Raw genomic sequence first — 12853 nt, forward strand, 5'->3', positions numbered from 1 at the left:
GAGTGTTGTAATATCAGTATTTGCGGTATCAATACCAATTTTTACGCAACAACTTAGTAACAACGTTTCTTGTATATGCTATACCTTATTGAATCGTCAAGCATTTTATGCAATTCATTCATATGGCATAACCATTACCTCTTGTTATTACTCCCCTTTAGCTACTTAAAAAGCTAGCTTTGCAAGTTAAAGAGCAGGCCTTGCGAGCGTGCTCGAAGGTGCGCCTATGTACTCGGGGGCGCTTTAACAATCGGTTGATTTAACCCATCAATTACTCTGCCGTTACCGTAGTCAAAGAACTTCTTGTTCAAGTCAATCGAGCTATTGATAAGGGTAGGTTAATGTTGTTGGGTTTAGGTTTTGGTTGGGTGACATAACACCGCATTTACCTTGCTAAAAGTTAGTACAAAGTCATCTAAATTGAAACATATTTTTCAGCAAAAATATTAATGAAATGATTATTTTGTATAAAAAAATAGCAATAGGCAGAGATGGGTTATAAAAAATTGTTGCAACGATATTTAATTGACGAGTTTTGCGCTTAAGTCAATTTTATGTCGTATGAAGTGTGAGCGTGGAATGTGTGTTAAGGAGTGAGCTTTAACCATATACATAAAATGATGTTGTTGATTGATTTTATTCTATCAAGCTTTATGGTGTAGAAAGCTCAATAAGGTTGTCCTCTATACTATTGAATTTTTGATTGAAGGGGAAAAGTCGTTTGCCTTCTCTGTAGACACTGTTTGCTCGCTCTTGATTCCCCTGCAATTGATAGGCAGTAGCAAGATCTTGATAGAGTCTAGCTCTTGGCCAGTAATTCAATTTTTGCTCTGTGGCTGCAATAAAACGTTCTATTGATTCAGTATTTTGTCGATTTGTTAATAAAGGCGACGTAAGCCAAGCATAGTCAATAGTTTCTGATATTGCTATTGGATTTATGATCTCTTGCAGGTAGGTCATATCACTATGGCCTGTTTGCTGAAAATGACGCAGGCGATTAAGGGTGTGCAATCCTGTTAACGTAAAGCACAGGGTTAGAGCGGGGATGATCAATGCCGTAAGTTTGAAGTTTAGGGCTTGGGGTAGTGTGGTTTTTTTTTCTATAAAAGCTGATTTTTCAATCATGTAAGCTGTAAAAGTGAATGTAATAAACACAATTGCAGCATGGTAAAAGGGCAGCTCTGTCATAGAGTGAAAAGCCGCGGGGAAGATAATTGATAAGTAAAAAATCCCCTTACGCCATCCCAAGGCTAAGTATCGGTAACCAACGAAAATAAATAAAATTACAAAAGAGATAAGGGGCAATAGGCCTCCTTCGACTCCCCAGAGTAAAACTTCATTATGTGGATGGGCTGCATTATTCGCGAACTGTTCTTTACTAAACTCGTGGGTTTCAATGTATTCGGCTTGGGCTTGATGAAAATTAACGCTAAAGCCGCCATAACCTACCCCTGTGAGTAGATTTTTTGCTATTAAACCTAAAGAAATAAAATATAAGGTAGGTCTGATGTTTTCGACGATTTCACGGGGCTTAAATGTTGAGTCCATTAGGTTGAGTATTAGCGGTATTGCTAGCCCGAGGAGAATGGCATAATACCAGTGTCGTAGGTGTGCTCTATTTGCTTGACGGTATAATAATGGTGCCGTCCCTATTAAAACGATAAACAAGGCGATAGTTGCGGTTCTTGAGGTGTTAAGCATGATGATCCAGGCCGCAACCAGTCCTGCAAGATTAATGATGTATTGCTCAATCTTTGAGGTATGTTTATTGAAGGCTAAGTTGAAGGTAGCCAGTGCAATACCCATTACGGCAAACGTCGATATGACATTGGGTTGCTGAAAAATGCCTGATGGTCTCAAGTTGGGATTATGTTGCATCCATACTGTGTCAGGAAACACATACTGTTGGGTGAAACAAATCCCTCCTTCAATGATTATACCAACCTGTATCCATGGGATAAGTTTATGCCATTTTTCAACGGGTAAGTTGATTTGATACAAGCTGAAAAGAAATGCAAGACCTGCAGTTAAACCAATCAGCCGTTGTGTACTATGGATGAGTAGCTCATTGTTGCTATAGAGAATAGGTATAAATAATGACGCGACAAAAAGACTTGTGGCAACTAATAAGGGGGAGTAGTAAATCTCACCATTTTGGCTGCAATGCCACAGACCCAAGCCGATTAGTATCGATACAAAGCCCCACGTCATTAAGTTGAAAGGTGCTGTGAGGCCTACGCCACCGTAGTTATATTGGTAATAATGCATGCCAGCCGCAAACAAAAGTGCAAAAATAAAATAGAAACTGCGTTGTACGGTGGTCATGGCATTCCCTTTGAGCCCGAGTGTTTAGTGTTAACTGTGGGCTCGTAACTTTTATATAACACTATCGTAGTCTAAGGGATAAATCCAATGCTTTTAGATGCTTAGTCAGCGCACCAACGGAAATATAATCCACTCCGGTTTTGGCAAACTCACCTAGGGTCTCTAAGGTGACATTGCCCGAGACTTCAAGTTTGGCGCCGCTGCCTTTAGCTTTGTATTGGTTATTGAGTTCAACCGCTTCGACCATCATGGTGATGTCAAAGTTATCTAACATGATGATATCTGTGCCTGAATCTAGCGCTAGTGCCAGTTCTTCTAGGGATTCGACTTCAACTTCTACGGGTTTATTGGGGTGCAAGCTGCGCGCAGCATCCACCGCTTGGCGAATGCCACCGCAAGCCATAATGTGATTTTCTTTAATTAAGAAGGCATCAAACAAACCGATTCGATGGTTTTTACCGCCGCCACAGGTGACCGCGTATTTTTGAGCCGTGCGAAGTCCTGGGATGGTTTTGCGAGTATCGAGTAAGCGTGTGTGAGTGCCCGCTAACTTATCCACATAATGTTTTGTCAGTGTCGCGACTCCTGACAAGGTCTGAATAAAGTTCATCGCAGTGCGCTCGCCCGTAAGGATAGTGCGGGCAGGGCCTGATAGTTCACATAACACTTGGTTTGGTAGCACGAGATCGCCATCATCAACATGCCAGTGCAGTGCGACTTCGCCACCTAATTGATTGAAGACTTGTTCGGCCCAAGCTTTTCCGCAAAAAACTCCTTCTTCGCGGGTGATTAAGGTCGCTTCGGCATATTTATCAACAGGTATAAGTTGGGCGGTAATATCGCCGTAGGCAATGGCTTTGCTGTGCTCGTTGATCTCGGTTCCACCAAGGTCTTCATTGAGGGCGGTTTTTACGGCGTGGCGAATATCGTTCTCTAGCATGATTGGGTCCTTGCATTCTTGCATGCCACAGATGGCGTGCTTGAAATTGCTTGCTTGCATTTAGGGCTAAGATTACCACCTAGTGCGGGTGATAAAAAGTCACAGGGAGTGGGCCGATTGAGATTATCGTGCTAACTGATGATGATTTGGGGCGTGGCTGGTTATTTAACCTTTGTCATTGAATTGCATATATTCAGTCACTTAATGCTGTTAGAGTAGTGGCATTATGCCTGTAATATAGGAAGAGCTTATGCGCTTTGATGCCGGATGGTTTTCCTCGGCTCGACGCTGTGAGTCATCGCATTTTAACCGTCGCCCATTTGGGGAAATTAGCCTGTTGGTGATCCACAATATCAGCCTGCCAGCGGGATGCTTTGGACTTCCCTATATTGATCAATTATTTCAAGGGTGTTTAGATACTGAGGCCGATGATCGTTTCGCCGATTTAGCGGGGCTGCAAGTGTCAGCACATTTTTTAATTCGACGCGATGGTGAATGTGTGCAGTATGTCAGTTGCGAAGATAGAGCCTGGCACGCAGGTGTATCTCGTTATGGCGAAAGGGAAAATTGTAATGACTTCTCTATCGGTATCGAGCTTGAAGGCACAGATACTGAGCCCTATACTGCGGCCCAATATCAGCAGCTTACAGAGTTGACTCTAGCCTTATTGGCGCAGTATCCCGCATTAACAGCGCAGCGGATTGTGGGGCATTGTGACATTGCACCGATGCGCAAGACGGATCCAGGACCAAGCTTCGACTGGGAAAGGTATTTAACCGCGCTAGGCTAGCAGCAAAGAGGAGCAAGCGAGGGGGAGATATTTTCTCATCACCCTGAGCGTTTCCGGCTTTTTTACAAGGAGTATTACCGATGGCATTATTTTCATTACTGGTCGCCATTCTTGTGGAACGATTGAAGTTCCTTCCCGCCTCGTGGCAGAGCGATCGCGTGCTGCAATCCTATCAATCGACTTTTTTTGGTGACAAAGCCTCGTTAACCAGTACCAGTATGTTGCTCGCTTTAGTGCTGCCGGCTTTAGTGGTGCATATATTAGGTTGGGTTGCGTCAGGCATGTTTTGGGGGCTGTTAACTCTCGCCCTGTGGGTGGTAGTGGCAATTATTTGCTTTAATCATCAAAAACAGCGCGATAGCTTTAAAAAGTATATGCAGGCGGCGTGTCGCTCCGACGTGCAAGCCTGTTACCACTATGCCGCCGAATTAGATTGCAGTGAGTGTTTAGATACGGTGTCTGAAAAAGACTTAGGCGCCAAGGTCGGGCAGAGTGTTGCCTGGATCAACTATCGCTACTATGGCGCCGTGGCATTATGCTTTATCTTCCTAGGCCCAGTTGGCGCAGTCTTATATTGCACCGCGCGTTTTTACGCTGAAGAGAATATGCGAAAATCCCTCAACTTACCGTTAATTGACGACATTATGTTCGTTCTGGATTGGATCCCGAGTCGGATATTTTCCTTTGGCTATGCGCTCAGTGGTCAGTTTAGTGAAGGGCTCACGGCTTGGCGTGACCATGCCTTAAATATCAATGCGAGTGCCAGAAGGGTGGTGACAGAAACGGCGTTAGCCTCCCAGCCGCTGCCAGAGGAGTCGAGTGCACCAGTTTGTGTACAGTCGACCTTGGCATTATTAGTTTTAAGTAAACGCAACTTTACGCTGATGGTTGCGGTGCTGTCGCTGTTGACCATTTTTGGCCTAGTGACCTAACACATCTTCATTATTTAGGGTTAGGGCGTGTTGACGTTTCGAGATTAGATTTTGTTCGTTCTGGCAAGCACGTGCTCGCGAAACGAGGAATGAAGTGTAGTTATTCTACTCAAATGACGAGTGACAAAGAGCAAGGGCTTGCCAGGCGAACCCTTCGGGCTGCATTTGGCTGGCGTTTCTGCCGCGTTATCGTCCGTTTATGTAGAATAACTACACAGCACGGACTTTGCCTTGCATAAAAGCCAGCCAAATTGCTGCAAAAATAACCCTGAAACGTCAACACGCCCGAATTAATCAGGAATTGGTTTGCGAGTGCGGCCAATTCCTTTTTTGTTTTTAGAGGCGCCTAACACGTCCTTTTGGCGAGTTCACAGAATAGGTTTCTCAGACTGTTTTTTCGAGTGACTTTCGGTGAAAATACTTCTTACTCAGTGGCTTATTGGATAAGGGGCTCACTATGTCAAATGGTCTGACCCCATAGTGGTATTTTTAGGCTATGCTCTCACATCGTGAGCGGTTTTGAATGTGATCACCTTTTAAGGTCGATTTTCAATCTAGACATCAAAAGTGTGATTTGATAAAGTGCGCTCACTCATAAAAATTGGTAAGACCAATTTACAACGGAGCTGAGTGCCTAATGGCCTATAGTAAAATTAATCAGCCAAAAATTTCTGATGTGATCATGGCGCAACTCGAGCAGATGATCCTCGAAGGCAGTTTACAGCCGGGTCAGAAATTACCGCCGGAGCGCGAACTGGCCATCCAGTTTGAAGTGTCTCGCCCTTCACTGCGTGAAGCCATTCAAAAGCTTGAGGCGAAAGGGCTGTTAATGCGCCGTCAAGGCGGCGGTACTTATGTCAAAGAACAACTCTGGCAGAGCCTTGCCGATCCTATCGTTGAATTAATGACTGCCGATCCAGAAAGCCAATACGACTTGCTGGAATTCCGTCATGCAACCGAAGGCATGATGGCCTATTTTGCCGCCCTGCGTGGCACAGACGCCGATATGCAGAATATCAAGCGTATGATCCTTGAGGTGGAAGCCGCCACCAATATCGAACAACAAGCCGCCGCGATTGTGCGTTTCTATCGCGCCGTCGCCGAAGCGTCACACAATGTGGCTATGTTGCATCTCGTACTCAGTTTAACCCCTGTGCTGCATAAGAATGTGGCGCAAAACCTGGAGCTTTTAAGCCGCCGCGAAGAAGCCTCCACTATGGCCAACGATCACAGACGTGCTCTGCTCGCTGCTATCGTTCGTCGTGATCCTGAAGCCGCCAGAGAAGCCTCGAATGAACACTTAAGTTACATCGAAGAGGTGATGTTATCTGTGCGGGAAGAAGATAGCCGGTTGCAGCGAAGTTTGCGCCGTTTAAAGAGTGGCGCTTAAGTTCCCGACTTTAGCACTCGCTAAAGCGGAATATGCCGCAAACACCATTCATTATCATGTATATAGAGAAGGACAGTGTCATGTCTGAAGATATGCTACAAGACTTAGATCCGTTAGAGACTCAGGAATGGGTTGACGCCCTGCAAGCAGTATTAGAACAGGAAGGCCCTGAGCGCGCCCATTTCTTATTAGAGAAACTGATCGATAAAGCCCGTCGCAATGGCACACACTTGCCTTACACTGCGACCACGGCCTATTTGAACACTATTCCAGCGGGTCAAGAGCCGCACATGCCTGGCAACCAAGAGATGGAACGTCGCATTCGCGCCATCATCCGTTGGAACGCCTTAGCTATGGTTCTGCGTGGTTCTAAGAAAGATTTAGAGTTAGGCGGCCATATTTCGAGTTTCGCGTCGAGCGCAACCATTTATGACGTGTGTTTCAACCACTTCTTCCGCGCGCCAAACGAGAAAGACGGCGGCGACTTAGTGTATTTCCAAGGCCATATTGCCCCAGGTATCTACGCGCGTTCATTCTTGGAAGGCCGTTTAACTGAAGACCAACTGGCTAACTTCCGTCAAGAAGTGGATGGCAAAGGTTTATCTTCTTATCCGCACCCTAAGTTGATGCCTGACTACTGGCAATTCCCAACGGTTTCGATGGGCTTAGGTCCAATCCAAGCGATTTACCAAGCGCGCTTCTTAAAATACCTGACTGACCGTGGTCTGAAAGATTGTTCTGATCAAACCGTTTACTGCTTCTTAGGTGACGGTGAGTGTGACGAGCCAGAAGCTTTAGGTGCTATCGGTTTAGCCGCCCGTGAAGAATTAGACAACCTAGTCTTCATCATCAACTGTAACCTGCAACGTCTGGACGGCCCAGTACGCGGTAACGGTAAGATCATCCAAGAACTGGAAGGCGAATTCCGCGGCGCTGGCTGGGAAGTGGTTAAAGTGATTTGGGGTCGTTACTGGGATCCATTATTAGCCCGTGATACCAGCGGTAAGTTACTGCAGTTAATGGAAGAAACCGTTGACGGTGAATACCAAAACTGTAAAGCCAAAGGTGGCGCTTATACTCGCGAACACTTCTTCGGCAAATATCCAGAAACCGCCGAAATGGTAGCGAACATGTCAGATGATGACATTTGGCGCTTAAACCGTGGTGGTCATGACCCAGTTAAAGTTTACGCGGCATTAGACCATGCGCGTAAGACTAAAGGTCGCCCAACTGTGATCCTAGCGAAAACCGTTAAAGGTTACGGCCTCGGTGATGCGGGTGAAGGTAAAAACATCGCACACAACGTGAAGAAAATGGGTATCGAGTCTATCCGTTACTTCCGCGATCGTTTCAATATCCCAATTCCAGACGATCAATTAGAAGATCTGCCGTTCTACCACCCAGGTCCAGATTCGGAAGAAGTGAAGTACATGATGAGCCGTCGTGCCGAGCTGCACGGCAGTGTGCCACAACGTCGTGAGAAGTTCAGCGAAGAGCTGGAAATTCCATCACTGAAGATTTTCGACTCGATTCTGCAGGGTTCTAACGGCCGTGAAATTTCGTCAACGATGGCGTTTGTTCGCGTACTGACGGCACTGTTAAAAGACAAGAAGATTGGCAAAAACATCGTGCCAATTATTCCTGACGAAGCGCGTACCTTCGGTATGGAAGGTCTGTTCCGTCAAGTGGGTATTTATGCTCACGAAGGCCAAAAATACGTTCCGCAAGACTCTGACCAAGTGGCTTACTACCGTGAAGATAAGTCAGGCCAAGTACTGCAGGAAGGTATTAACGAATTAGGTGCTATGTCATCTTGGGTATCGGCAGCGACCAGCTACTCAGTGAACGATGTGCCAATGATCCCATTCTACATCTACTACTCAATGTTCGGTTTCCAACGTATTGGCGACATGGCTTGGGCTGCGGGTGATATGCGTGCTCGCGGCTTCTTAGTCGGTGGTACTTCTGGCCGTACAACCTTAAACGGTGAAGGTCTGCAGCATCAGGACGGTCACAGCCACGTACTGGCTAACACCATTCCTAACTGTATTACCTACGATCCAACTTACGGTTATGAAATTGCCGTTGTGGTACAAGATGGTATTCGTCGTATGTACGGCGAGAATCAAGAAGATATCTTCTACTACCTGACCACAATGAACGAAAACTACGAGCAGCCAGCCATGCCAGAAGGCGCAGAAGTTGGCATCGTTAAAGGTATCTACAAGTTAGAAACCGTTGCCGGCTCGGGTAAAGGCAAAGTTCAGTTAATGAGCTGTGGCACCATTCTTGAGCAAACACGCAAAGCGGCTCAAGCACTGGCAAAAGACTTCGGTATCACTGCCGACGTATTCAGCGTAACCAGCTTCAACGAACTGACTCGCGATGGTCAAGCGGTTGAGCGTTGGAACATGCTGCACCCAACTGAAACGCCAAAACAAGCGTATATCAGCCAAGTGATCTCCAGTGATGCGCCTGCAATCGCAGCGACTGACTACATGAAGATCTACGGTGAGCAGTTACGTGCATACATGCCAACCGATTACAAAGTGTTAGGTACTGACGGTTTCGGTCGTTCAGACAGCCGTGACAACCTGCGTCACCACTTCGAAGTGGACGCTAAGTTCATCGTTATCGCGGCACTGAAGTCACTGGTTGATCGTAAAGAGCTGCCTGTTGATGTGTTAGCGAATGCCATCAAGGAATACGGCATCGACGCTGACAAGATCAATCCACAGTACGCGTAAGAGGCAATAAAAATGGCTGAATTAAAAGAAGTTTTTGTTCCTGATATCGGCGGCGATGAAGTACAGGTTATCGAAATCTGTGCTTCTGTGGGCGATACCTTAGCAGCGGAAGAGTCGATTCTGACCGTTGAAAGCGACAAGGCGACCATGGACATTCCTGCGCCTTTCGCGGGTGTGTTAGCCGAATTGAAAGTGGCCGTCGGTGACAAAGTCAGCGAAGGTACTTTAATTGCGATGATGCAAGCAGCGGGCACGGCTAATGTTCAAGCTGCGCCTGTTGCTCAAGCTGCCGCTCCTGCGCCAGCCCCAGCAGCACCTGCACCAGTACAAGCGGCTCCAGCCCCTGTGGCTGCCGCGCCAGCGACGGGCGCAACCCAAGTGGTTGAAGTTACTGTGCCGGATATCGGTGGTGACACCGATGTGTCTGTTATCGAAGTCTTAGTTGCCGCTGGCGATAAGATTGAGGTTGACGCTGGCCTTATCACGCTTGAAACCGACAAAGCGACCATGGACGTACCATCGCCATTCGCGGGTGTGGTAAAAGAAGTGAAAGTGGCAGTGGGTGACAAGGTTTCTCAAGGCTCATTAGTGATCATGCTCGAAGTGGGCGGCGCGGCACCTGCTGCAGCGCCACAAGCGAGCGCGCCAGCAGCCTCTGCACCTGTCGCTCAAGCGGCTCCTGCTGCGCCAGTTGCTCCAGTCGCCGCTGCAGCACCAGTGGTTGCGGTTAAAGAAATCCAAGTGCCTGATATTGGCGATGCGAGCAATGTCGATGTGATCGAAGTGCTCGTGTCTGTGGGCGATGACATTACAGTTGATCAAGGTTTAATTACCCTTGAAACCGATAAAGCGACCATGGAAGTACCAGCGCCATTCGCCGGTAAACTGTTGTCGTTAACCGTTAAAGTGGGTGACAAGGTTTCTCAAGGTAGCGTGATTGCGACGATTGAAACTGTGACAGCAGGCAGTGCGCCAGCGCCAGTAGCTCAAGCCGCAGCACCTGCACCAGTTGCCCAAGAAGCGGCACCGGCACCTGTTGCTGCCGCTCCTAGCCGTCCACCAGTTCCACATCACCCAAGTGCGGGTGCGCCAGTGGCAACCGGTGTGGTTCATGCGTCTCCAGCGGTTCGTCGTTTGGCCCGTGAATTTGGTGTGGACCTTACTCAAGTGACGGGTTCAGGCCGTAAAGGTCGCATCATGAAGGAAGACGTACAGGCGTATGTGAAGTACGAACTGTCTCGTCCTAAGGCGACAGCAGCAACTTCAGTTGCAACGGGTAACGGTGGTGGTCTGCAAGTGATTGCTGCACCGAAAGTGGATTTCAGCAAGTTTGGTGAAGTGGAAGAGATTCCATTGAGCCGTATCCAGAAGATCTCTGGTCCAAACCTGCACCGCAACTGGGTAACTATTCCTCACGTGACTCAGTTCGATGAAGCTGATATCACCGAAATGGAAGAGTTCCGTAAGCAGCAGAACGACGCGGCGGCGAAGAAAAAAGCCGATTATAAGATCACTCCGCTGGTCTTTATGATGAAAGCCGTGGCGAAAACGCTGCAACAGTTCCCAGTGTTCAACTCAAGCTTAAGCAGCGACGGTGAATCACTGATCCAGAAGAAGTACTACCACATCGGTGTGGCGGTTGATACGCCAAACGGTCTAGTGGTACCTGTGGTACGTGACGTGGATAAGAAAGGCATCATCGAGTTATCTCGTGAGCTGGCCGATATTTCTGTCCGTGCCCGTGACGGTAAGCTCAAATCTGCCGATATGCAGGGCAGCTGCTTCACTATTTCAAGCCTAGGTGGCATTGGTGGTACTGCGTTTACCCCAATCGTTAACTACCCAGACGTGGCGATTTTAGGTGTGTCTAAATCTGAAATTAAGCCTAAATGGAATGGTAAAGAGTTCGAGCCTAAATTGATGTTGCCACTGTCGCTATCATACGATCACCGCGTGATCGATGGTGCTATGGCTGCACGCTTTAGCGTGACCCTGTCAGGAATTCTGTCCGATATTCGTACTTTGATTCTGTAAACAAATAAGGCTGCTCATCTCGAGTGGCCTTTTGTTTATTGTGATCAGTATCAAACACAGGTTAAAATGCGCCCACCTTACGCGCTGGCGCATTTTCGGTTGGCAGGATTACTCTCCTCCAACGGATTGAATGAGAATTAGAGGAAAACATGAGTAACGAAATCAAAACTCAGGTAGTGGTATTAGGTGCAGGTCCTGCGGGATATTCTGCTGCCTTCCGTGCGGCTGACTTAGGTCTGGAAACCGTTATCGTTGAACGTTTTAGCACTTTAGGTGGCGTGTGTCTGAACGTGGGTTGTATCCCATCTAAAGCCCTGCTACACGTTGCTAAAGTGATCGAAGAAGCCAAAGCCGTTGCTGCACACGGTGTTGTGTTCGGCGAGCCAACAATCGACTTAGACAAGTTACGCAGCTTCAAGCAAAAAGTGATCAGCCAGTTGACTGGTGGCTTAGGCGGCATGTCTAAAATGCGTAAAGTAAACGTTGTTAATGGCTTCGGTAAATTTACTGGCCCTAACAGCTTAGAAGTGACTGCGCAGGACGGCACTGTGACTGTTGTTAAGTTTGACCAAGCGATCATCGCTGCGGGTTCTCGCCCAATCAAACTGCCATTCATTCCCCATGAAGACCCACGTATTTGGGATTCGACCGACGCATTAGAACTGAAAGAAGTTCCTGGCAAACTGCTGGTAATGGGCGGCGGTATCATCGGTTTAGAAATGGGTACTGTTTACTCTTCTCTGGGCAGTGAAATCGATGTGGTTGAAATGTTCGACCAAGTGATCCCAGCGGCTGACAAAGACGTCGTTCGCGTATTCACTAAGCAAATCAAGAAGAAATTCAACCTGATCCTCGAAACTAAAGTGACTGCGGTTGAAGCCCGTGAAGACGGTATCTATGTTTCGATGGAAGGTAAGAGCGCGCCAGCAGAGCCAGTACGTTACGATGCAGTGTTAGTGGCAATCGGTCGTACCCCTAATGGCAAGCTGATCGACGCTGAAAAAGCGGGCGTTAAGATCGATGAGCGTGGTTTCATCAACGTAGACAAGCAATTACGTACTAACGTACCGCACATCTACGCTATCGGTGACATCGTTGGTCAACCAATGTTGGCTCACAAAGGCGTGCACGAAGGCCACGTAGCGGCCGAAGTGATCGCGGGTATGAAGCACTACTTCGATCCAAAAGTTATCCCATCAATCGCTTACACAGACCCTGAAGTGGCCTGGGTTGGTCTGACTGAGAAAGAAGCTAAAGAGCAAGGTATTGCTTACGAAACAGCGACTTTCCCATGGGCAGCCTCTGGCCGTGCAATCGCTTCAGATTGCAGCGAAGGTATGACTAAGCTGATTTTCGATAAAGACACTCACCGCGTTATCGGTGGTGCTATCGTGGGTGTGAACGGCGGAGAACTGTTAGGCGAAATCGGTCTGGCAATCGAAATGGGTTGTGATGCTGAAGATTTAGCATTAACCATCCACGCTCACCCAACTCTGCACGAGTCAGTGGGTCTAGCGGCTGAAATCTACGAAGGTTCTATTACTGATCTGCCAAACCCAAAGGCAAAGAAAAAGTAAGCTGAAATCTTTTTTAAAAAGCGTCCATTAGGGCGCTTTTTTATTGTCTCGATAAAATTGTAACGTAAGTGTGAATAAGCGGGTGAATTGAGGCTTTTGAACTGCTACAGTACATTTA

The 12853-nt window shown here is 47.3% G+C and carries 8 protein-coding genes; 6 read left to right on the forward strand and 2 right to left on the reverse strand.

Features of this window, described 5'->3' with window-relative positions:
* Positions 1 to 651: 651 nt before the first annotated feature.
* Together SHEWMR4_RS02250 and nadC are read right to left on the reverse strand one after the other, a co-directional pair.
* Positions 652 to 2325 (reverse strand): PglL family O-oligosaccharyltransferase, encoded by a 1674-nt coding sequence (locus tag SHEWMR4_RS02250; RefSeq protein WP_011621226.1) that lies wholly within the window; start codon positions 2323 to 2325, stop codon positions 652 to 654.
* A gap of 61 nt (positions 2326 to 2386) precedes the next feature.
* Complete coding sequence (gene nadC / locus SHEWMR4_RS02255; protein ID WP_011621227.1) at positions 2387 to 3265, reverse strand: carboxylating nicotinate-nucleotide diphosphorylase; 879 nt, start codon at positions 3263 to 3265, stop codon at positions 2387 to 2389.
* 250 nt (positions 3266 to 3515) lie between these two features.
* On the opposite strand from nadC, the gene ampD reads away from it, so the two are divergent.
* The 6 genes from ampD (at position 3516) to lpdA (ending at position 12735) form a co-directional block, all read left to right on the forward strand.
* Positions 3516 to 4055, forward strand: coding sequence for a 1,6-anhydro-N-acetylmuramyl-L-alanine amidase AmpD (gene ampD, locus SHEWMR4_RS02260; RefSeq protein WP_011621228.1), 540 nt, complete (start codon positions 3516 to 3518; stop codon positions 4053 to 4055).
* Between the two features lie 80 nt (positions 4056 to 4135).
* On the forward strand, positions 4136 to 4987 hold the full coding sequence (gene ampE, locus SHEWMR4_RS02265; protein ID WP_011621229.1) for a beta-lactamase regulator AmpE: 852 nt from the start codon (positions 4136 to 4138) through the stop codon (positions 4985 to 4987).
* Between the two features lie 637 nt (positions 4988 to 5624).
* Positions 5625 to 6377, forward strand: a complete 753-nt coding sequence (gene pdhR, locus SHEWMR4_RS02270; RefSeq protein ID WP_011070781.1) for a pyruvate dehydrogenase complex transcriptional repressor PdhR — start codon at positions 5625 to 5627, stop codon at positions 6375 to 6377.
* A gap of 80 nt (positions 6378 to 6457) precedes the next feature.
* Positions 6458 to 9124, forward strand: a complete 2667-nt coding sequence (gene aceE / locus SHEWMR4_RS02275) for a pyruvate dehydrogenase (acetyl-transferring), homodimeric type (RefSeq protein WP_011621230.1) — start codon at positions 6458 to 6460, stop codon at positions 9122 to 9124.
* A gap of 12 nt (positions 9125 to 9136) precedes the next feature.
* A complete protein-coding gene (aceF, locus tag SHEWMR4_RS02280; RefSeq protein WP_011621231.1) occupies positions 9137 to 11158 on the forward strand; it encodes a pyruvate dehydrogenase complex dihydrolipoyllysine-residue acetyltransferase in 2022 nt (673 codons plus the stop codon).
* 149 nt (positions 11159 to 11307) lie between these two features.
* Entirely contained in the window at positions 11308 to 12735 is a 1428-nt protein-coding gene (gene lpdA / locus SHEWMR4_RS02285) for a dihydrolipoyl dehydrogenase (RefSeq protein ID WP_011621232.1), read from the forward strand.
* Positions 12736 to 12853 lie beyond the last annotated feature (118 nt).

It is taken from the genome of Shewanella sp. MR-4 (assembly GCF_000014685.1).
In the GTDB taxonomy this organism is placed as follows: domain Bacteria; phylum Pseudomonadota; class Gammaproteobacteria; order Enterobacterales; family Shewanellaceae; genus Shewanella.